This is a genomic window from Desemzia sp. FAM 23989, assembly GCF_045528345.1.
Classification (GTDB): Bacteria; Bacillota; Bacilli; order Lactobacillales; family Carnobacteriaceae; genus Desemzia.
Genome location: NZ_JBGQQT010000001.1, coordinates 267,382 through 290,233 on the forward strand (window position 1 = coordinate 267,382; position 22,852 = coordinate 290,233).

A 22,852-nucleotide genomic window follows, 5' to 3' on the forward strand; every position below is an offset into this window, starting at 1 on the left:
CGGGCACAGGATGTGTGGGAATGAATAAAAAAATCATCAAAAGTATCAGTGTAATCCTCATTGTAGCAGCTGTATTTTGGGCGTTGTTTATGCCTATGCCATACTATATTGAATCTCCAGGATCAGCTGTTCATTTGAATGAACTGGTCCAAGTCGATAATGAAGCGGACCAAGAACCAGGGAGTTACATGCTGACCACAGTGGCGGTTCGCAGAGCGACGCCTTTGACGTACTTAACAAAATTTTTGCCTTTTCATGATGGTTACACTGAAGAAGAATTGTTCGGGACAACCACGACATCTGAAGAATACAATAACCTTCAGCAATATTATATGACCAGCTCCATCAATAGTGCTGTTCAAGCAGCATTTGAAGTAGCCAATGAACCGTATGAATTTTCATATAATGGAGTGTATGTCATGTCTGTTTTAGAAAATTCCCATTTTGAAGGGCTGCTTCAAGTCGGAGATACGATCATTGCTTTAGACGGGAATACTTTTAAGAGTTCACAAGAATTTATTGAATACGTTCAAAACCAAGAAGTTGATCAAGCTATCGAAGTGACTTACCAAAGAAACGGAGAAGAAAATACCGTTTCTGCTCCATTGATGGAAATGGAAGAAACTAAATATCCTGGATTAGGGATCAGTTTGGTGGACAATACTTCCATTACTACTGATATTCCAGTAGAAATAGATTCTGACGGCATTGGCGGTCCATCTGCCGGCTTTATGTTTGCTTTACAAATTTATACGCAACTCGTTAATGAAGAGTTAAGGAACGGCCATGAAATTGCCGGTACTGGAACGATAGCAGCTGATGGAACCATTGGGAGAATCGGCGGGATCGAGAAGAAAGTTGTTGCTGCAGACGATGAAGGAGCTACCATTTTCTTTGCTCCAGATGATGAAATTGATCCAGTGATCCTAGAAAATTATCCTGATCTAAAAAGCAATTATGAAGAAGCTTTAGCGGCTGCAAAAGAAATAGACACTGACATGACAATTGTACCGGTAAAAAATATTCAAGATGCGGTCGATTACTTGAATCAACTAGATTAAACCAAGAACAACCAAAAAGAAGAGGTTTGTAAAGAGCGAAGACGACAAAGGTCTCTGCTCTTTTTTTGCTTTAAAAATTTTAATGAAAAGAAGCTCTTTTTCGTATAGTTAGAAAAAGGAGAAATTATGGGACAAAAACGGAAAGTCAGGTGCTAAAAGATGTTGCAAAAGTTCAAAGAAAAAATAATGACAGTTCCATTATGGAACGGTGCAGCTGTTGGTATAATGGGACTCCTATTTTTTGTTGTTACGTTATTTCTATTCATGAACTCAAAAGATGAAACGACATCAGAGATGGGAGTGGAGGAGACGACTGAACAATATTTGATGGAGCCTATGCAAGAGGAAGAATCTATGAAGGCAGAGAGTGCAGAAGGGATAACTGAAGAGGGACAAGATCTATATGTAGATGTAAAAGGAGCTGTGAGCAATCCAGGAGTTTATCAAGTAACCTCTGATATGCGGCTGATGGATGCAATTGAACTAGCTGGAGGATTTTTGATCTCCGCGGACCAATCTCAAATCAACTTAGCTTTAAAATTAACAGATCAAATGGTGGTGTATGTACCTCTCATAGGAGAAGAAGCAAAAGAAATCACTGATGAAACCAGCTTAAGTGGAAATTTAAACGGAAATGAGAGTGAAGAAAAAGAAGGAACTGTAAATATCAACACAGCGGATGCAGTAGAGTTGCAAACTTTAAATGGCATAGGAGAAAAGAAAGCAGAAAAGATCATTCAGTATCGTGAAGAAAATGGTTCATTTCAATCCACTGATGAATTGAAAAACGTGTCTGGAATCGGAGACAAAACTTTTGAAGCACTGAAAGACTTTGTAGTAGTAGGTTCTCAGTAACGAAGACTAAAAGTCTTGTTGCAACTCATTTTGGGCTTTTGTATACTTGAAGTAATTATTTGTATGTTCCGCATGAGATAAGGGTCGCGTGCAGTGAATGGAAAGTAGGAGGATTAGAATGATAGAAAGAATTCCGTGGAATGAATATTTTATGTCTCAAAGTGTATTGTTAGCGCAAAGGAGTACTTGTACGCGCTTAATGGTGGGGGCAACGATCGTTCGAGAAAAAAGAATCATTGCAGGCGGTTATAATGGTTCTGTAAGTGGAGACAGCCATTGTATTGATGAAGGGTGTTATGTAGTAGATGGCCATTGTGTGCGTACAATCCATGCAGAAATGAATGCTATTCTCCAGTGTGCCAAGTTTGGTGTAGAAACAGAAAACGCAGAAATTTACGTGACTCATTTCCCTTGTCTGCAATGCACAAAAATGGTTCTGCAAGCAGGAATAAAGAAAATTTATTACTTAGAAGATTACCACAATAATGAGTATGCAAAGAAATTGATTGAACAAGCCCATGTTCAATGCGAAAAAGTAAGTTTACCGACAGATTTTTTTGGAAAATTAGACCTTCTCGTAAAAGAACAGTCTAAAACCAATCAATCTGGACACATCCATGAATCTTAATTGACAGGATACTACCTTTATTCTGCTCTTTTCTCATTGCTACTGGTTTGTATGGTGGTAAGCGAATTTTATTGGCTGACAGTCTTGTTGGTTTTATACGGTTTAGTCCGTCTCTATTCATTAAAGAATAGAAAGGTACTGGTTTGTTCACTAGCTATAGGTGGTATGATAGGTTTAGCGACTTGTTGGCATCATTATTCAAACCATACCGAGTTGTTAAACGAAGCCGGACAATTTGTAGTCGATGTCCAACCAACGGATATCAAATACGATGGCAATCAGATGCAATTTTACGGTACCGTTCAAGAAACTGATCAGCAGAAACAAGTATCTGAAGAAGTGGTCGTGTTTTATTATGCTGAGACTCTTGAAGAAAAAGAGTGGTGGCAGTCTCAAGAATCATTCGAAAAAATAAAGATTGAAGGGATTCTGACAGAACCAGAAAGCAATCGCAATCAATATCAATTTGACTACCAAGAATACCTTTTTAATAGACGGATCCATTGGGTACTTTCAGCAGATACTTTATCGTTGGTCACTAGTCCAAAAACGAACAGCTATTGGCAACAATTTTCTTTACTCCATTTAAAGCAGCGGCTGGTGCGGCATATTGAGGAACAAGTCACACCTAAAGTAGGAAATTATATGAAAACACTTCTTCTTGGGGATGTGGGATCATTTGAGACGGAACTCTTGCAGGATTTTAAAGACTTGGGGTTGTTGCACCTATTGAGTATTTCTGGTTTACATATCCAATTCTTATTCGCTGGATTGTCGTACCTTTTATTGCGGTTTGGGGTAACGAAAGAAACGAGTTATTTTATAATAGTGCCGATTCTTTTTTTATACGGCAGTTTGATTGGTTGGGGAACAAGTGCTTTTAGAGCTGTGGTCGTTAGTTTTATGACATTGAGCGCTCACCGTTTTCAATGGAAACTCTCCAGTTTTGATGCTTGGTCGATCACACTATTGCTGGCCTTGTTGATCGATCCTTATCAAATCAGCAGTGTAGGGTTTCAATTGAGCTATTTATTGAGTTTATTATTGATTTTATTTTCTAAGACGTTTTTAGCTCCTCAACACTCGTATTTAAAAAACAATTTATTGATTTCATTTGTGATGACGGTAGCATCGATTCCGGTGCTGATGTTCCATTTCTTTGAGTTTCCCTGGATCGGAACGATAGCGAATCTTATCTTCATTCCTTTTTTTTCGTGGGTTCTGATACCTTTGCTGATCTATTTGGTATTCTCCTTTTTGATTGGAGATACTGTCTTATTCTCGGGCTTGTTAGCCGTATTTGAAAAAGTGCTGAGTTTTCCTGAATGGATAGCCAAAAGTTTCTCTAAGATACCCTTTAATCTGATCGTGACGGGAAGAATACCGCTGATTTTAATGATCGTATTCTGTGTTGTCCTTACAATCTGGTTTATTGCTCTTGAGACAAAAAAAGGCATTGGAAAAGCATCTGTTGTTGCATTGGTTGCTTTAATAGTCGTGGCTCAATACCAAGCGTATTCTCCTATAACAGAAGTGATCGTTATTGATGTGGGTCAAGGAGATGCGATTCTTATTAAAGAACCTTTCGGAAAAGGAAACTACTTAATCGATACTGGAGGGACGGTTTCTTTTGAACGAGAAGAATGGACCGAAAAACAACAACCGTCAACTGTTGCCAATAGAAATCTGATCCCTTTGTTGAAAGCAAAAGGCATTAGACATTTAGATCGTGTTTTTGCAACGCATGGTGACGCCGATCATATTCAGGCATTAGCTGAATTAGCCGATGAGCTGCCCATTGAGGAAGTAATTTACTCGGCAGGAACGGAGCAAAAAGAATTGTTTTCTGATACAGCTCAAGTCCTCAAGAAAAACGGAGTTGCTCTTACTGGTGTATTAGCTGACCGCGAGACACCATTCAAAGTGACTTCCTCTTTATATGTGGTGTGGCCATTTGAGACGGGGACGGGGGAAAATGAAGATTCACTTGTATTGTATGGCAAGATTGGCGCTTACAATTGGCTGTTTACTGGAGATATGGGGATCGAGGAAGAGAAAGAATTGTTAGATCAGTTTCCTGGGTTAAAAGCAGATATTTTGAAAGTGGGTCATCATGGCAGCAATACCTCTACGAGTGAACTTTTTGTACAGCGGTTAGAACCTCAAGTGGCGCTGATTTCCGCTAAGTTAAACAATCAGTTTGGTCATCCCCATACTGAAGTGCTTGATGTATTGGAACAAGAGAACCTAAAAATCTACCGGACAGATAAACAGGGAGCCATTCACTATGTTTACTTTCCTTATCTGTGGTTTGATCCATTAGGACGGTTTAATACGATCTTACAGAGTGCAACCAACTTCTAATGTAAAAATAGGCAAAATAGACTTGCTTTCTAGCGATGCAATTTGTACGATTAAAGAGATATAGAAAGTGGGGAAGAAGTTGAATTATACAACTGAACTGGCTAAGATAACTAAAAAAGAATTATCTGCGGTATACTTGGTGCTCGGAACGGAGAACTATTTAGCGGATAAGTTAAAAAAAGCTTTCATTGAGCATGTGATTTCTCCTGATGAAATGGATTTGAATTTCAGTTCATTTGATATGGAAGAAACACCGTTAAGTACAGTGCTGAATGATGCGGAAAGTATTCCGTTTTTTGGGGAACGCCGGTTGATTTTCGTCAACCGCCCAGTATTTTTAACGGGTGAAAAGGCCAAGCAAAAAATTGAGCATGATATCGAGGGATTAGTGGATTATTTACAACATCCGTCGCCTTCGACTGTATTGGTTTTCTTTGCCCCATATGAAAAACTAGATCAACGAAAGAAAGTCGTCAAGCAGCTCAAAAAATCAGCAACAACGATTGATATAGCAGCGTTGTCAGAAAAAGACACTCGGAAATTTTTGCAAGATACAATTGCAAACGAAGGCTATACAATTACGCCTGAAGCTTTTGATACGATGATTCAATTGACAGATGCCAATTTAAGTACGGCAGTTGGAGAATTGCCGAAGTTGTTTTTATATGCAATGGAGTCTAAAAAAATACTTAAGCCGGCTGTTGAAGAATTGATTTCGAAATCACTGGAACAAAATATCTTCGCTTTAAATGAAATGGTGTTGAAAAAACAAGCAGGATCAGCACTGGATCTGTACCAAGAATTGTTGTTGCAAAAAGAAGACCCTATTAAAATCAATGCGATCATGACGAATCAATTTCGTTTGTTGATCCAAGTATTTATTTTAACGAAACAGGGATTCCAGCAAAACGAAATTGCGACAACTCTGAAAGTTCATCCATTTCGAGTGAAATTGGCTAGCCAGCAGATTAGAAAGCATGATGAGCGTACATTAACTGAAGCGTTTGAAGGATTGATCGAAACGGAATACCGATTGAAAACGGGTCAGGGAGATCGTAAAATGCAATTTGAATTGTTTATCTTGCAATTTGCTGAGGGAAAAGGAATAGGGAGACAGAAATAAGAAAAATTCATTATTCTATCCTATCAAGTAAAAAAACTTTACACTTTAATATTGCATTCAAGAGATTCATCCGGTATAATAAACGATGTTGAAATAATTTTACAATTATTTTAGTTGTTCTATAAGGAAAGAGGGGTGTACTAAATGCCAAACATCGAATCAGCAATTAAACGTGTTCGTACGAATGAAAAAGCAGCAGTTTTAAACAACACTAAAAAAAGCTCAATGCGTACAGCTGTGAAAAAATTTGAAAAAGCAGTTGAAGCTGGAGACAGCAACACAAATGCTTTATTCAACAGTGCAGTTAAATCAATTGATATGGCTGCATCTAAAGGATTAATCCACAAAAACAAAGCAGCTCGCGATAAATCTCGTTTATCAGCTAAATTAGCTAAATAATCCAATGAATCGGGTCTGGTGTTCCAGGCTCTTTTTTGTTGTGTGGTAGCTTGATCTAGTGCTGCAAGTTCATTTCAAAACTTTTGACGATCGCCAAAAGTTCATTACAAACAACTCACAAAACACAAAAACTCTGTTGGATAGGTTGACCCTATCCAGCAGAGTTTTTGTGTTTTAGGCTTTGCCGACCAGAATTATTCGGTTAGGGAAGAGTGGGGTTATCCAACTAACGAGTGGTTGTTGTCAAAACTATGTAACACCTCATTTGTTATAACGGCCCTTTACCTTGTAAGAACATACGTTCAGTGCTAGAATATAAAGGAGATATTTGTGTTGTGAGTCATGCAGAAGCGAGGAGATTATATGTCAGAAAAAAGATTTGAACTAGTTTCTCAATATCAACCTGGTGGGGACCAGCCTGAAGCTATCAAACAGTTGGTTAAAGGGCTCCAAACAGGAGTTAAAGAGCAAACATTACTTGGTGCAACAGGAACTGGGAAGACATTTACGGTTTCCAACGTCATTCAAGAAGTGAATAGACCCACATTGGTCATTGCACACAATAAAACATTAGCTGGACAATTATATAGTGAATTTAAAGAATTTTTCCCTAATAATGCGGTAGAATATTTTGTAAGTTACTACGATTATTATCAACCGGAAGCGTATGTTCCTCAAACAGATACATTCATTGAAAAAGAAGCCAGTATCAATGATGAAATTGATAAATTACGTCATTCCGCTACCAGTTCATTGATCGATAGACGAGATGTGATTGTTGTAGCCTCAGTTTCTTGTATCTATGGATTGGTAAACCCATTGGACTATAAAGAATTTGTCTTGTCTTTACGAGTTGGGATGGAGATCAGTCGAGATGACATGCTGCGTAAATTGATCGAAATGCAATTTGAACGAAACGATATTGATTTTCAACGTGGACGTTTTCGGGTTCGGGGTGATGTCGTGGAGATCTTTTTAGCGTCTAGAGATAGTGAAGCCGTGCGAGTGGAATTTTTTGGAGACGAGATCGAGCGTATCCGTGAAGTGGATGTTTTGACCGGAGAAGTCAAAGCAGACGTAGAATTCGTAGCTGTTTTTCCGGCTACACACTTTGTGGCCAATGATGAACAAACACGTCACGCAGTAGGAACTATTCAAGCAGAATTAGATGCGAGACTCAAAGAATTGCGCGCAGAAAATAAGCTGCTGGAAGCGCAACGTCTTGAACAACGAACCAATTATGATATTGAAATGCTCTTGGAAATGGGGTATTGTCCAGGGATCGAGAATTATTCCCGCCATATGGACGGTCGGAAACCAGGAGAATCTCCGTATACATTATTAGACTTCTTTCCAGATGATTCATTATTTGTAGTGGATGAATCACATATCACGATGTCTCAAATCAGAGGGATGTACAACGGAGATAGAGCTAGAAAACAACAATTAATTGAACATGGATTTCGTCTGCCGAGCGCTTTAGATAATCGTCCGTTACGATTAGAAGAATTTGAAGAGCATGTCAATCAAATTATGTACATTTCAGCTACTCCAGGTCCTTATGAATTAGAACGGACCAATGGTGTGGTAGAACAGATTATTCGTCCTACCGGGTTATTGGATCCTGTTATCGAAATTCATCCGATTGAAGGTCAAATCGATGATTTGATTGGTGAAATTAATGAACGGATCGAGAAAAATGAACGGGTATTTATTACAACCTTGACTAAAAAAATGTCCGAAGACCTATCGGATTATTTAAAAGAGATCGGCTTAAAGGTAGAATACTTGCATAGTGATGTGAAGACTCTAGAACGAACAGAAATCATCCGGAATTTACGTTTAGGTGTATTTGACGTTCTGATCGGAATCAACTTATTGAGAGAGGGACTCGATGTGCCGGAAGTGTCTTTAGTCGCTATTTTAGATGCGGATAAAGAAGGGTTCTTAAGAAGTGAACGTTCACTGGTCCAAACTATCGGGCGTGCAGCACGTAATGAGAATGGTAAAGTAATTCTATACGCAGACAGAATCACTGATTCGATGCGGTATGCTATAGATGAAACAGATCGCCGCCGTTCTATTCAAATGCAATACAATACCGATCATGGAATTGTTCCGAAAACGATCAAAAAAGAAGTTCGTGATTTGATTTCTATTACTACTGCAGTGGACGAAACGAAAGATATTCCAGTAAGGAAAATTTCGAAATTAAATAAAGCTGAGCGAGTTCAGCTTGTAGAAACAATGGAGCTTGAAATGAGAGCTGCTGCTAAAGCATTAGATTTTGAAAAAGCGGCTAACTTACGAGATACTATTCTTGAGATTAGAGCGGAATACAAAATATAATGGTGTCAAAAAGAACTCGGTAAAATGAGGGGAATTACCAGATTAATACTTGCATTTTAAGAGAAAGTTCTGTAGTATTTAGATGTGCGCTAAGCACAGACCTTTTACTTGGTTGTACGATTCACCAACGACTTCTCAGTAAAAGGAAAAAATCAGAAAGAGGTGTTTAGAAATGGCTATTTCTAAAGAACGCAAAAACGAAATCATCAAACAATACGCAAGACACGAAGGAGATACTGGTTCTCCAGAAGTACAAATTGCTGTATTGACAGACGAAATCAACCACTTAAATGAGCACGCACGTACTCATAAAAAAGACCACCATTCTTACCGTGGATTGATGAAAAAAATCGGTCACCGTCGTAACTTGTTAGCTTACTTACGTAACAACGATGTTGCACGTTACCGTGAATTAATCAAGAGCTTAGGCTTACGTCGTTAAGATCCGTTTGTCTATATTAAAAGCGGGGTTCTAAGGAATCTCGCTTTTTTTCGAGAGAGTGACGAAAAGCGTTTAGCCTTTCGCCTATAAGAAAATACCAACAGACAGGTGCTATTTACCTGACAGTTGGTATTAGTTTATAGGACGTATAGACTGCTTTTCGCAACTCGTTTTTTGAGAGAGTGTAGCTAGGCGTTTAGCTTACCAGCTAGTTAAGCAGTAGAAATCACTTATACAAAGAGAACGTTGATCTATCCGTTATCCTACTATGCAAATGTGAGCGTTTAAACATTAAATACTGACATTTGTTTAGTAGATTGCATGGATACCAATAGTTCTCGGAAAAAAGGAGAACAACACATGACAGAAAAACAAGTTTTTACAACCGAACTTGGCGGCCGTCCTTTAACAGTGGAAATAGGACAGTTAGCTAAGCAAGCAAATGGAGCCGTTTTGGTTCGTTATGGAGACACGGTTGTTTTAACAGCTGCTGTTGCCAGCAAAGATGCAATGGATGTGGATTTCTTTCCACTAACAGTAAACTATGAGGAAAAAATGTATGCCGTAGGGAAAATCCCAGGAGGATTCATCAAACGTGAAGGCCGCCCTAGCGAAAATGCTACATTGACAGCTCGTTTAATTGACCGCCCGATTCGTCCAATGTTTGCAGAAGGATTCCGTAATGAAGTCCAAATCACGAATACCGTTATGTCTGTTGAACAAGACTGCTCTCCAGAAATGGCGGCAATGCTTGGATCATCTTTGGCTTTGGTTGTTTCTGATATTCCATTTAATGGTCCTATTGCCGGAGTAAATGTTGGCCGTGTGAATGGTGAATTGATCATTAACCCATCTGTTCAACAAGATGAAGAGTCTGATATCCAGTTAACAGTAGCTGGGACAAAAACAGCTATCAACATGGTTGAAAGTGGAGCTGCTGAAGTGTCTGAAGAAGGCATGTTAGAAGCGCTGATGTTCGGTCATGAAGAAATCAAAAAATTAGTAGCCTTCCAAGAAGAAATCCAATCAGCTGTTGGAAAAGAAAAAATGGAAGTTTTATTATTAGAAGTAGATGCAGATGTGCAAGAAGAAGTACAAGCAGCTTACAAAGAAAAAATGGTCAATGCGATCCAAATCTTTGACAAACAAGAACGTGCTGAACAAACAGAAGCCGTTAAAAAAGAAGCGGTTGCCTTTTTTGAAGCTAAATACGCTGATCATGATGAAGCAGCTCGTATCAAAAAAGAAGTCAAGAAAATTGTTGAAGATCTGGAAAAAGATGAAGTACGCCGTTTGATTACGGAAGATAAAATTCGCCCAGATGGTCGTAAAATCGATGAGATTCGTCCATTAGCTTCTGAAACAGGTGTTTTACCAAGAGCTCATGGTTCTGGTTTATTCACACGTGGACAGACTCAAGCGTTGTCTATTGCAACTTTAGCGCCTCTAGGAGAACATCAAATTATTGATGGCTTAGGCATTGAAGAAAGCAAACGATTTATTCATCATTACAATTTCCCTCAATTCTCAGTTGGTAGCACTGGCCGTGGCCGTGCGCCAGGTAGACGTGAAATTGGGCATGGTGCTTTAGGCGAACGAGCTATGGCTCAAGTAATCCCTAATGAAAAAGATTTCCCTTACATGATCCGTGTTGTTTCAGAAGTGTTGGAATCAAATGGTTCTTCTTCTCAAGCAAGTATTTGTGCAGGAATCTTAGCATTGATGGATGCCGGTGTACCGATCAAAGCTCCAGTTGCTGGTATTGCAATGGGATTAGTCAGTGATGGAAACAACCACACTGTTTTAACCGATATCCAAGGGTTGGAAGACCACTTAGGCGATATGGACTTTAAAGTTGCTGGAACTGCTGAAGGAATCACAGCATTGCAAATGGATATCAAAATCCAAGGTATCACTCAAGAAATCCTAACTGAAGCATTGACTCAAGCTAAAAAAGCTCGTATGGAGATTTTAGATGAATTAGTGTCTACTATTTCTGAACCGCGCAAAGAATTGAGCAAATACGCTCCAAAAATCGAAATGATGCAAATCAAACCAGAAAAAATCAAAGTAGTTATTGGCCGCGGCGGAGACCAAATCAATGCTATCATTGAAGAAACTGGCGTAAAAATCGATATCGATCAAGATGGAAAAGTCAGCATTGCTTCTGACGACGCTGAAATGATTCAACGTGCCAAAGAAATCATTGAAGAATTGACAAAAGATATCGAAGTAGGTCAAATCTACAACGGTACTGTCAAACGTGTTGAAAAATTCGGTGCATTTGTTGAAATTGCTAAAGGTAAAGATGGTTTAGTGCATATTTCTCAATTAGACACTAAACGCGTAGCAAAAGTAGAAGATGTGGTCAATATTGGAGATAAAATAGAAGTTAAAGTTATTGAAATTGACCGTCAAGGACGCATCAATCTTTCACACAAAGTATTGATGGCAGATGACGAACAAGAAAAAACGGAATCAAACTAATGAACCAAAGAGAAGACCGTGCTGAGTTTTTCAGTGCGGTCTTCTCTTTTTTACTCTTCAGTTGGTGTGAGGCGGATAGAGACGTATTTGTAGGGTTGTTCTGCATAAGCTTTAAGAAAGCCGTCTTGGGCAATAGTTTCTTTAGCAAGTTCTTTTTGTTTAAACGTACAACTGAAAGATTCTTCAAAAGGAAAGGGATTGATCTCTATGGTTTTTTCATCTACCCAATTTAATTTTATCCGTTCGTTCGTTAAGCCTAAAACGTCAGGAATCTCCAACCCGTCTTTGAAAAATGGGTGAGTAGTTTCCTTATCAGTTTCTGGTTCAGTGATCGCTGTAAAAAGAGAGATCCCATCTAAGAGATTAAGCAACCCAAAATGATACAAAAATTGTGCTTCATCGAAATGAGGCAAAGTCTTTTTGATCTGGAACTGACGCTGTTCCTCATGCTGCACAAATTGTTTAGCAGCAGCAGCTTTTTCTTCAGCAAAAAAGTTTTGATAATGACAGCTGCACAAGAGAGCCGCATAGGGATTTCTTTTTCTATTACATCTATCCCATGTTGATAAAGGACTAATTTTGCCATCATAGGAAAGTCGATAAAAGAATAAGGTTGCTGAGTTCGATCGTTCCAAAAAGGCTGTTTATCAAAGTTTTGCCAGCCATAATCATGCATCGAGATGGCATAATGCACAGAAGGATAGAAGGCTGAGTTTTTAATGTTCTGGTACTTCCAATGAGTTAACATCTCACCAGAAACGATGGAATGGTGGAGTTGTTCTGTTAATGTAAATGATTCTTTGTGTTCTTTTGAAATCATCTGTACTTCATCCTTTCTGTTTTTGTTTCTATAGACGAGTGATCAGAATACTTCACTGCCATTATAAAGAAAATAGAGAGAAATAAAAAAATAGAGAGTTCAAATCCTGTCAGCAGCTGCCTAAAGATTTTGTTTGGTATGATTTCGCCAGTAATTATGCTAAAATGAGTAAGGGTATTATTCGAAAGCATCAATATAAGTTAAATAGTAATCGATCAGGAGTGAAAGTTATGAATGGGTATTCAGTTGCAGTAGTTGGAGCCACTGGAGCAGTGGGAACCAAAATGATCAAAATGTTGGAAAACGCAGCTTTTCCAATCAAAGAGGTAACCTTATTGGCTTCTAAACGTTCAGCTGGGAAAAAACTACTTTTTAATGGCGAAGAAATTGAAATTCAAGAAACAACCAATGAATCATTTGATGGAATCGATATTGCATTATTTAGTGCGGGAGGAGACATATCAAAACAATTTGCTCCTGAAGCCGTGAAGCGCGGAGCAATCGTAATCGATAATACGAGTGCATACCGTATGGATCCAAAAGTTCCTTTGGTTGTACCTGAGGTGAATGCTGAAGCTTTAAAACATCACCAAGGAATCATTGCGAACCCTAATTGCTCGACCATTCAAATGGTAGCAGCCTTACATCCGATACGAAATAAATTTGGGCTGAAGCGAGTGATTGTTTCTACCTATCAAGCAGTCAGTGGTGCTGGAAATGCTGCTCTAAAAGAAATGCATGCTCAAGCACAGCACATGTTGAACGATGAGCCGTACGAAGCTCATATCCTACCTTCTGGTGGAGACAAGAAGCATTTTCCAATCGCATTCAACGCGTTGCCTCAAATCGATGTCTTTGATGAAGAGGGGTATACAAAAGAAGAATGGAAAATGACGAATGAAACCAAAAAAATCATGGGAGACGATGCAATCAAAGTATCCGCTACATGTGTGCGGATCCCAGTGGTATTTGGCCATTCAGAATCCGTTTATATTGAAGTGAAAGATGAAACAGCTTCAGTGGAACAAATTCAATCGTTGCTAAATGAAGCTCCCGGAATCATTCTTCAAGATGACCCGACTCAACAGCTTTATCCCACCGCATTAGCTACACAGGGCGAAAAAGAAGTGTTTGTCGGTCGTATTCGAAAAGATTTAGACGATGAAGCTGGGTATCATATGTGGATCGTATCCGATAATTTATTAAAAGGTGCGGCATGGAATTCGGTACAAATAGCCGAAAAAATGCATGAATTAGGTTTATTAAGCGTCAAAGCGTAAAAAAATCGCATTACAGGAAGGTGAGAGTTTGGATATTCAACGTGCAAGAATCATTACAGCAATGGTCACTCCTTTTGATCAAGAAAATAAAGTAGACAATGAACAATTAAAAAGATTTATCGAATACTTAATTTCAACAGGCACTGAAGGAATCGTGGTCGGTGGCACAACAGGCGAATCACCAACCCTTTCCCATGACGAAAAATTGGCTTTGTATCAAAAAACGGTTGAATATGTTGCTGGACGTATTCCCATTATTGCAGGGACTGGTTCAAACAATACTGCTGAAACGATTTCTTTTACGCAAGAAGTGGAAAAAATCAACGGTATCGATGCAGCATTGGTTGTTACTCCATATTATAACAAGCCGAATCAAGCTGGATTATTCGCTCACTTTGAAGCTGTAGCCAAAAGTACCGCATTACCAATCATGATCTACAATGTTCCAGGCAGAACCAGTGTGTCGATAGATCCAGAAACGACTATTCGTTTATCTGGCATTGATAATGTGATAGGGATCAAAGAATGTGCAGGGTTGGATGCGATGAGCCAAATCATCTCACATACGTCTGAAGACTTTTTGGTTTACACCGGTGAAGATAATTTATCCCTTCCAGCTAAAGCCATTGGAGCCAATGGGGTGGTTTCGGTAGCCAGTCAAGTATTTGGTAAAGAAATGTCCGAGATGTACGACGCTTTAGAAGACGGGCAATTGAAACGAGCGGCTGAACTATCTGCTGAGCTGTTACCAAAAATGGACAGTTTGTTTTCTGTTCCTTCTCCGGCACCCACTAAATGTGTGTTGAATCACAATGGGGTAGCTGTTGGAGGATTGAGATTGCCTTTAGTAGAATGTACGCCTGAAGAAAAAGAAAGTATCTTAGCAATTTGTTATCCATAAAAGTATCAACAATGTAATGAAAGAAAACCAAAGAGGTGAAGTAATGAGTAAAGTTAAAATCATTCCACTTGGTGGCGTGCGTGAAAATGGTAAAAATATGTACGTTGTGGAAGTAGATGAAGAAATTTTTGTTCTGGATTGCGGATTGATGTATCCAGAAACAGAATTATTTGGAATCGATGTTGTCATTCCAAATTTTGATTATTTAGAAGCAAATAAAGATCGTGTTACTGCAGTGTTCTTAACACATGGACATGAAGATTCTATAGGAGCTTTACCTTATTTTCTGCAAAAATTCAATGTGCCGGTATTTGGTACTGAATTAACAATGGCGTTAGCTAAAATGAGTGTCGAAGAAAAAGGACAAGTGGCTCATTTTGATGATTACCATGTAGTCGATGAGCATACCGAAATTGAATTTGGCAACGCAGTAGTGAGTTTCTTTAGAACCACTCACTCTATCCCTGATTCTGTCGGAATCGTTGTTAAAACGGATGAAGGCAGCATTGTCTATACAGGAAACTTTAAGTTTGATCAGAGTGCTAAACCGATGTATAAAACAGATTTAAACCGCATCAGCGATATCGGCAGAAGCAATGTATTGGCACTGTTAAGTGATTCTAGTGAAGCTGAAAGTCCTGTTGAAAATGTGAGTGAATTGAAAGTTGCTGAAGAAGTATTGGATACTTTCCAAAATACAAATGGACGAATCATTGTGGCCGCTGTGGCCAGCAATATTCTAAGAATCCAACAAGTATTGGACGCAGCACATCGTTCCAATCGTAAAATCTTTATTACCGGAAAACATTTGGAAGAGATTGTCGACAAAGCATTAAAATTAGACAAATTGCAATTGCCAAGCGATGAATTGATCGTTTCTGTAAAAGAGATTGAAAAATACGAAGACCAAGAAATCGTTGTACTTGAAACAGGAAGCACCGGCGAACCGATCCAAACCTTACAACGTATGGCAAAAGGCAAGCATCCGCAAGTGAATATCAAAGAAGGCGATCTAGTTTATATCGTGACTAGCCCTTCAAATGAAATGGAAGTTACAGTAGCCACTACTGAAAATATGGTTTACCGTGCTGGTGGAGAAGTAAAACAAATCACCGATAATCTGAAAGCTTCTGGACATGCTACACCGAACGATCTGAAGTTGATGATCAACTTGATCCAACCGAAGTACTTCATTCCTGTAACTGGAGAGTACCGTATGTTGGCAGCTCATGCTGACTTAGCTCATGAAGTAGGGATCTCATATAAAAATATCATTATTCCTGGCAAAGGGGATATCATGGAATATTCTCACAACCGCTTGACGATGTCTGGCCAAGTAGAATCTGGGAATACTATGGTAGACGGTATTGGAATCGGGGATATCGGAAATATTGTCTTGCGTGACCGTAAGCTATTGTCTCAAGATGGGATTCTGATCGCTGTGGTGACAATTAATCGTAAAACAAAAGAAATTACGTCTGGTCCACAAGTCATGACTCGTGGTTTTGTATACGTCAAAGAAAATACGCAATTGATTGAACAAAGCAGCGAAATGGTCCAAAAAGTCGTTGAAGAGAACTTACAGCAAAATGAATTTGAATGGGGAGCTTTGAAGCAAGACATCAGAGACTCATTAAGCAAATTCTTGTTCGATAAGACACGCAGAAGACCGGTTATCTTACCGATCATTATGGAAGTCAGCAATTCAAAACGCAGAAGATAAATTAAGGCATAGGCTAGGACATTTGTCCTAGCCTTATTTAAAACCCTTAATGGGTCGTTCAAAAAGTTTAGAGAGGACAAAATATGAAAACAGACCTTCAAAAAGAGATTTTAAAGCAGACAGAACAGTTTGTCTTTCAGTTATTGAAGAAAGACGCTTCCGGACATGATTGGTGGCATATTCATCGTGTACGTAATCTAGCCTTGCAAATGGCAGCTGAAGAACCCGGGGAAGTAGATGCTTTTATTTGTGAGATGGCTGCATTGCTGCATGATGTCCCAGATGAAAAATTAAATGAGACACCTGAAGCAGGAGAAAAAAAATTAACCGATTGGTTGAATCAGCTATCTTTAACCCACGCCGAAAAAGAGTCTCTTTTATTTATTGTGCTGAACTTGTCCTATAAAGGTGGAACCAATAAAATAGAGATGACTTCTATAGAGGGAAAACTCGTGCAAGATGCAGATCGGTTAGATGCCATTGGAGCAATCGGTATTGCCAGAACAATGGCTTATTCGGGTTCCCGTGGTCGGTTGATTCATGATCCTTCTAAAATGCCGAGAGAAGGGGTATCTTACGAAGAGTATCGATCTGGAGAAGATACAGCGATCATGCATTTTTATGAAAAATTATTAAAGTTGAAAGACACGATGAATACTCAAACAGGAAGATCTTTTGCTGAAAACAGACACCAGTTTATGGAACAGTTTTTGCAAGAATTTTATTTGGAGTGGGATGGGTTGAAGTAATCAGAGTATTGCAAATCAGAGAAATTAAGAACGTTTCAAGAGACATTTATTAGTCCTGTCTGTTATTCTTATACTGAAAAAGAATAATGAAAAAGGCAAGGTGAAGGGCTATGGAAAAGATAATTCTAAGAGAAGCGGTTATAGAAGATGCTCCAAAATTAGAAAATTATGCCATTGATTCAAATTCTTATATTGTTAAGCCAATGGATGCTTTAACCGAGAGTATGCATGAAACTGAAAAACACCCGATTTTGATTTTAAAGGGGCAGGAATTGATTGGTTTTTTTATCCTTCAACTTGGAGTAGGGGTGTCCACTTTTACAGACAATCCAAAAGCAATTCTATTTAGAGCACATTCGATTGATTTGAATTATCAAGGAGAAGGATATGCTAAAAAGTCTTTAGAACTGCTGCCCGACTATGTGCGCTATCATTATCCCATGATCAACGAAATTGTGTTGTCTGTCTCTATAGACAATATCAGCAGTCAAATGCTGTATATTCAATCAGGTTTTTCAAATACTCAACAACGGATCAACATAGGGGACAGTATAGAATTTGTATTAGCTAAAAAGTTAGACTAATCAAATCGTTTCAACCCGGAGAGCAGTATTGACAAGGGTTGAAATATTCGGTATAGTGAATAGGTAAAAACTGAATGAACGTCCATCACAAAGGGGTGCTTTTTTAAGCTGAGATTGAATCGATGATTCTGACCCTTCGAACCTGTTCGTTAGCACGAGCGTAGGAATTGTGACAGAGCACAAAAGTATGTAGTCTAATTACTCAAGTGATCTCCTCCTTTGTTGTTTGGCATTGTTCAAATTATAAAGGAGGTTTTTTTATGCGCAACAAAAAGTTTGGTGTGTGGATAGAAGGGACGATTATAGCTGCTTTAGCCATTGTATTATCGCTTATCCCAACAAATATCGGTCCGTCTTTTACAGTTTCATTAGGGATGGTGCCTCTCACGCTTTATGCGTTTAGGAGAGGTTTTGTTCCAGCAGTTTATGCTGGTTTTTTATGGGGGATCTTGCATTTTGTAATTGGTAATGCCTATATTCTAAGTCCTTTACAAGGATTTATTGAATATTTTATTGCCTTTGCCTTTGCAGGTTTCGGAGGATTATTTGCTGCTAAAATCCATTCGCTCAGTCAAACCGATCAGACGGTTAAATTGAATCTGTATATTGTTCTGGGAACATTTTCCGGTACGATGGCACGGTTCTTCTGGCATTTTGTAGCAGGTTATTATTTCTGGGGCAGCTACGCACCAGAAGGGATGAGTGCTTTATTGTATTCTTTCGTGACACAGATTTTGAGTGGAGTAATCACAGCGGTCGTAGTCAGCATCTTACTGATAGCGATCAAAAAAACAGCCCCACAATTATTTTCATCCGCAACACTTTAATACAAGATCAAAGGACGGGATATTACTATCTCGTCTTTTTTTGAAGCTAAAAAGGGTTGTCGGTCAAAATTATGATTGACTTTTTTTTCGACTAGTACATACTAAATAAGTAATGTTATCCTTTTTAGGAGACTGCATCAACCAACCCATAAGGAAGTGAAGCACATATGACAAAAAATAAAAGTGAAAGAAAGAAATCCCAGTGGAGTACCGTGATTCTTGTAATGGGAGGTTCAGCAATTGTCGGTTTAACAATTGGCTTTGTTGCAGGAGTATTTTTGGAAACTGATGCAATTGAATTAAATTTAAGTCTGTTGTTTATTGGGTTCATAGCTTTTTTTATCAGTTATTTGATACATATTTTACTTCATGAAATGGGTCATTTGGTATTTGGGTTGATGACCGGCTATGCTTATGTTTCTTTCCGAATAGGTTCCTTGACATTTGTCAAAGAAGAAGGAAGTATCCAACAAAAACGAATGAACTTACCTGGTACAGGAGGGCAATGTTTGATGTCCCCTCCTGCATATAACGAGGGTGATTTTCCATTTGTGTTATATAATTTAGGCGGAGTTTTAGTGAATGCAGTGCTTTCTATCGCACTATTTGGGCTAATCTTTAACGGTGTATTTTTTTCACCTGTCTTGACGATAATTTGGAGTGCTTTTGCATTGGCAGGTTTGTTTACAGCAGCAACCAATGGAATTCCGATGAAAATGGGAGGCATACCAAATGATGGCTACAATTTGTATTTGTTGTTAAAAAATCAGAAAAATAAATACGCTTTTTACACCCAACTCAAAATAAATGCTTTGATGACACAAGGAAAACGAGTGAAAGATATTCCGCTAACAACTCTTCAATTAGAAGGAGAAAAAGACTATTCCAATCCTTTAAAAGTCGCCATGTATTTATTGGAATATAACTGGTATATAGATCAGTTGAAATTTGAAGAAGCGAGACTATGCTTAACAGCTTTTGATCCGTATATAGAAGAAATGTCAGTGTTATATAAGAATGAATTAACTTGTGAACGCTTGTTTTTAGAGTTGATTCAAGATGCTGACCCGTTCATAGTGAAGAAATTTTATACCAATGAATTACAGAAATACATTAAAATGACGACTTATTTGCCGAATAAGAAACGGTTAATGATGGCTTATGAAGCTTTCCATCAACGAAATTACTCTAAAGCTATAGAATATTATAATGAATTGCAGAAAACCGCAACTATGTACCCTGTAAAAGGCGAATCAGCTATGGAACGGATGCTGGGAGAGTGGATAAAAGAAAAAATGTCCTTTCTTACTATGGCTGATGAGAAAAAAAGAGTATGATAGCTAAGGTGATGACACGACAAGTCGATATCTATGTGTTCAATGAGTAGTGTTTTTATTTGAAGAATAAGAATGTTGGAAAGAGATGTGAGCTTTAATGAACTACGTTTTTTATTTTATTTCATTGTTATTAACGGTCAATACTGTATTTGCAGCTGTTACAGTGTTTCGAGAAAAGAGAGATATTGCAGCTACTTGGGCGTGGTTGCTGGTATTAAACTTTTTGCCGGGTATAGGATTTATCATTTATTTTTTTATTGGCAAAAAGATCTCCAGAGAAAAGATTTTTGATATACAAGCTCAAGAAAGTATCGGTATGCCAGAGTTGGTGGAAGCTCAGAAACAAATGCTGATCGAAGAAGAAAAATTGTTGTCTAGCCAACAGTCCACTGAGGATTCGAAAGAAATTACCAGTTTGTTTTTGGAAAGCAGCGAATCCATGTTAACAAAAGGAAATGTCGTAGAAATGTTTACAGACGGCAAAGAAAAATTTAAATCGCTGATTCGCGATATTTACAAAGCAGAAAATCATATTCATATGATTTATTACATATTTCATAATGATCAGATAGGAAATATGGTGTTGAAAGCTTTAGAAGATAGAGCAGCAGCAGGCGTAGAAGTCTTGGTCATTTACGATGCATTAGGCTCTCGCGCTTTGAAACTGGCTTCATTTAAAAAATTAAAAGAATTAGGCGGACAAGTCGAGACCTTTTTTGGATCAAAATTGGGCTTGATCAATTTTCGAATTAACTTCCGAAATCATCGCAAAATTGTCGTTATCGATGGAAAAATCGGGTATATCGGCGGCTTTAATGTAGGAGACGAATACTTGGGCAAAGACAAGAAATTCGGCTATTGGCGAGATACTCATTTAAAAATAATCGGAAATGGAGTGCTGGCCTTGCAAAGTAGGTTTATCATGGACTGGAATGCAGCTGTACCTACCAATAAAATAGAATATGAAGAGAGGTATTTTCCTTATATCCAACGAAAAGGGAAAACCAACCTGCAGATCGTATCCAGTGGTCCAGATACAGAGATCCAACAAATAAAAAAAGGGTACATCAAAATGATCAGTATGGCAGATAAAACTGTTTATATCCAAACCCCTTATTTTGTGCCAGATGATGCACTGATTGAAACGTTGCAAATAGCTATTATGTCGGGAATAGATGTTAAAATTATGATTCCCAATAAGCCGGACCATCCTTTTATTTACCAAGCTACGTTATCGTATGCAGCGCAAATGGTAGATGCGGGAGCAGAAGTGTACATCTATGATAATGGATTCCTGCACAGTAAAACGATCGTCATCGACGGAGAAATCTGCTCAGTGGGTACAGCCAACTTTGATATCCGAAGTTTTAAACTGAATTTTGAAGTAAATGCTTTCATGTATGACCCGGCAATAGCCAAGCAACAAGAAGCTTATTTCTTTAAAGATATGGAAAAAAGTTATTTATTTACGAGGGAATTAATCGAAAAACAATCTTCATGGGTCAAATTCAAACAAAGTTTCTCACGTTTATTGTCACCGATTTTATAATAAGTAAAGGCTATCAAAAGGAAGCAGGTTAATCAACTACTTCCTTTTTTTGCATCCTTGTAAATGAAGCAGTTTATTTTGAAAATGTTATGAAAACTTGTGTTTGAGCAGATTATTTGTAATTTCTTTCCATTTATGCAACACTTGTATAAAGTACAATTAAAAATAAAACCTAAAGAGGTGGACTAAATTGATCGAATTTAAGAATGTATCTAAAATATATAAAGACGGCACAAAAGCAGTAGAAAATATAAATTTAACCTTTAATGATGGGGAGTTTATTGTTTTTATTGGAACGAGTGGGAGTGGGAAAACAACTTCTATGCGGATGATCAATCGCATGATCGAACCTAGTAAAGGCCAAATTCTGATTGATGGGGAAGATATCATGAAGAAGGATGCAGTTGAACTGCGTAGAGGAATCGGCTATGTGATTCAACAAATCGGACTTATGCCGCATATGACGGTTTATGAAAACATTACTTTGGTTCCGAAATTGTTGAAATGGCCAGAGGAAAAGAAAAGGGAAAGAGCAGAAAGATTGATCAAACGAGTGGATCTGCCTAAAGAGTTCTTAGATCGTTACCCTAATGAACTTTCTGGAGGGCAACAACAACGGATTGGTGTTATTCGGGCATTAGCTGCTGATCAGGATATTATTCTCATGGATGAACCTTTTGGTGCGTTAGACCCGATCACGAGAGATGCTTTGCAAGAATTGGTCAAGCACCTTCAAGAAGAGATGGGACGCACCGTTGTTTTTGTTACTCACGATATGGACGAAGCATTGCAATTGGCTGACCGTATTGTCATTATGCAGAATGGTCAAGTGGTGCAATTTGACACTCCTGAAAATATTTTAGCCAACCCCGCAAATCAATTTGTTGAAGATTTCCTCGGAGAAGACCGCTTATTGCAAGCTAGACCTTCCATTCAGACTGTTGACCAAATCATGATCAAAAATCCCGTTTCTGTAACTCCAGGGAAATCTTTACAAGATGCTATTCGATTGATGCGCGACCGTAAAGTAGATACCTTATTTGTTACTGATGACTCAGGTGTTTTAAAAGGAATGGTAGGACTGGAAGACATTGACCGTTACCGCAGAACAGCGACCAGTGTTGGTGATGTGATGCAAGGTGAAATCCGCTTTGTCCGTTCGGGCACATTGTTGCGTGATACTGTTCAACGTATGTTGAAAATCGGATTTAAAAATATCCCGGTCGTAGATCAAAAAGGGAAATTGATTGGATTGGTAACAAGAGGTTCTCTTGCAGAAATCGTGTACGACAATATTTGGGGAGATCTGGAAGAAGCAAAAGATATTCCCTTGGGAACTACTCCTGAAATAAGTGGAGAGCAATAGAAAGGACG

General features: G+C 38.4%; 18 protein-coding genes, 1 pseudogene and 1 riboswitch. Of the genes and pseudogenes, 18 read left to right on the forward strand and 1 reads right to left on the reverse strand.

Translation table 11 applies throughout. The features are described 5' to 3' along the window. The first annotated feature begins 20 nt into the window (after positions 1 to 20). From ACEN36_RS01220 to pnp, 9 genes are all read left to right on the forward strand, one after another. On the forward strand, positions 21 to 1,061 hold the full coding sequence (locus ACEN36_RS01220; protein ID WP_407095432.1) for a SepM family pheromone-processing serine protease: 1,041 nt from the start codon (positions 21 to 23) through the stop codon (positions 1,059 to 1,061). A 159-nt stretch (positions 1,062 to 1,220) separates the two neighbouring features. Beyond that, positions 1,221 to 1,916 carry a helix-hairpin-helix domain-containing protein gene (locus tag ACEN36_RS01225; RefSeq protein ID WP_407095430.1) on the forward strand — a complete coding sequence of 232 codons (696 nt, stop codon included), beginning with the start codon at positions 1,221 to 1,223 and terminating at the stop codon, positions 1,914 to 1,916. Between the two features lie 121 nt (positions 1,917 to 2,037). Then, entirely contained in the window at positions 2,038 to 2,544 is a 507-nt protein-coding gene (locus ACEN36_RS01230; protein ID WP_407095565.1) for a ComE operon protein 2, read from the forward strand. Positions 2,545 to 2,595: 51 nt separating this feature from the next. Further along, positions 2,596 to 4,908 (forward strand): DNA internalization-related competence protein ComEC/Rec2, encoded by a 2,313-nt coding sequence (locus ACEN36_RS01235; protein ID WP_407101697.1) that lies wholly within the window; start codon positions 2,596 to 2,598, stop codon positions 4,906 to 4,908. A gap of 67 nt (positions 4,909 to 4,975) precedes the next feature. Continuing rightward, a complete protein-coding gene (holA, locus tag ACEN36_RS01240; RefSeq protein ID WP_407095428.1) occupies positions 4,976 to 6,031 on the forward strand; it encodes a DNA polymerase III subunit delta in 1,056 nt (351 codons plus the stop codon). A gap of 144 nt (positions 6,032 to 6,175) precedes the next feature. Continuing rightward, positions 6,176 to 6,430 carry a 30S ribosomal protein S20 gene (rpsT, locus tag ACEN36_RS01245; RefSeq protein WP_407095426.1) on the forward strand — a complete coding sequence of 85 codons (255 nt, stop codon included), beginning with the start codon at positions 6,176 to 6,178 and terminating at the stop codon, positions 6,428 to 6,430. Between the two features lie 363 nt (positions 6,431 to 6,793). After that, positions 6,794 to 8,779, forward strand: a complete 1,986-nt coding sequence (gene uvrB / locus ACEN36_RS01250) for an excinuclease ABC subunit UvrB (protein ID WP_407095424.1) — start codon at positions 6,794 to 6,796, stop codon at positions 8,777 to 8,779. A 172-nt stretch (positions 8,780 to 8,951) separates the two neighbouring features. After that, positions 8,952 to 9,221, forward strand: a complete 270-nt coding sequence (gene rpsO / locus ACEN36_RS01255; RefSeq protein ID WP_407095422.1) for a 30S ribosomal protein S15 — start codon at positions 8,952 to 8,954, stop codon at positions 9,219 to 9,221. A 360-nt stretch (positions 9,222 to 9,581) separates the two neighbouring features. Further along, positions 9,582 to 11,708, forward strand: a complete 2,127-nt coding sequence (pnp, locus tag ACEN36_RS01260; protein ID WP_407101699.1) for a polyribonucleotide nucleotidyltransferase — start codon at positions 9,582 to 9,584, stop codon at positions 11,706 to 11,708. Positions 11,709 to 11,758: 50 nt separating this feature from the next. Here the strand turns inward: pnp and ACEN36_RS01265 are convergent. After that, positions 11,759 to 12,528: pseudogene (locus ACEN36_RS01265) on the reverse strand (DUF3891 family protein). 230 nt (positions 12,529 to 12,758) lie between these two features. Here ACEN36_RS01265 and ACEN36_RS01270 point away from each other — a divergent pair. From ACEN36_RS01270 to ACEN36_RS01310, 9 genes are all read left to right on the forward strand, one after another. Beyond that, the gene (locus ACEN36_RS01270) at positions 12,759 to 13,808 is read left to right on the forward strand and encodes an aspartate-semialdehyde dehydrogenase (RefSeq protein WP_407095418.1); all 1,050 of its coding nucleotides are present in this window, start codon (positions 12,759 to 12,761) and stop codon (positions 13,806 to 13,808) included. A gap of 28 nt (positions 13,809 to 13,836) precedes the next feature. Then, a complete protein-coding gene (gene dapA / locus ACEN36_RS01275; RefSeq protein WP_407095415.1) occupies positions 13,837 to 14,709 on the forward strand; it encodes a 4-hydroxy-tetrahydrodipicolinate synthase in 873 nt (290 codons plus the stop codon). Between the two features lie 43 nt (positions 14,710 to 14,752). Next, positions 14,753 to 16,432, forward strand: coding sequence for a ribonuclease J (locus ACEN36_RS01280; protein WP_407095413.1), 1,680 nt, complete (start codon positions 14,753 to 14,755; stop codon positions 16,430 to 16,432). A gap of 83 nt (positions 16,433 to 16,515) precedes the next feature. Beyond that, on the forward strand, positions 16,516 to 17,181 hold the full coding sequence (locus tag ACEN36_RS01285) for an HD domain-containing protein (RefSeq protein ID WP_407095411.1): 666 nt from the start codon (positions 16,516 to 16,518) through the stop codon (positions 17,179 to 17,181). A gap of 110 nt (positions 17,182 to 17,291) precedes the next feature. Continuing rightward, on the forward strand, positions 17,292 to 17,765 hold the full coding sequence (locus ACEN36_RS01290; RefSeq protein WP_407095410.1) for a GNAT family N-acetyltransferase: 474 nt from the start codon (positions 17,292 to 17,294) through the stop codon (positions 17,763 to 17,765). 81 nt (positions 17,766 to 17,846) lie between these two features. Next, positions 17,847 to 17,949: riboswitch (TPP riboswitch) on the forward strand. A 76-nt stretch (positions 17,950 to 18,025) separates the two neighbouring features. After that, on the forward strand, positions 18,026 to 18,592 hold the full coding sequence (gene thiT, locus ACEN36_RS01295) for an energy-coupled thiamine transporter ThiT (protein WP_407101701.1): 567 nt from the start codon (positions 18,026 to 18,028) through the stop codon (positions 18,590 to 18,592). A 167-nt stretch (positions 18,593 to 18,759) separates the two neighbouring features. After that, positions 18,760 to 19,929, forward strand: a complete 1,170-nt coding sequence (locus tag ACEN36_RS01300) for a hypothetical protein (protein ID WP_407101703.1) — start codon at positions 18,760 to 18,762, stop codon at positions 19,927 to 19,929. Between the two features lie 97 nt (positions 19,930 to 20,026). Then, positions 20,027 to 21,478 carry a cardiolipin synthase gene (gene cls, locus ACEN36_RS01305; RefSeq protein WP_407095406.1) on the forward strand — a complete coding sequence of 484 codons (1,452 nt, stop codon included), beginning with the start codon at positions 20,027 to 20,029 and terminating at the stop codon, positions 21,476 to 21,478. A 190-nt stretch (positions 21,479 to 21,668) separates the two neighbouring features. Then, positions 21,669 to 22,844, forward strand: a complete 1,176-nt coding sequence (locus ACEN36_RS01310; RefSeq protein ID WP_407101705.1) for a betaine/proline/choline family ABC transporter ATP-binding protein — start codon at positions 21,669 to 21,671, stop codon at positions 22,842 to 22,844. Positions 22,845 to 22,852 lie beyond the last annotated feature (8 nt).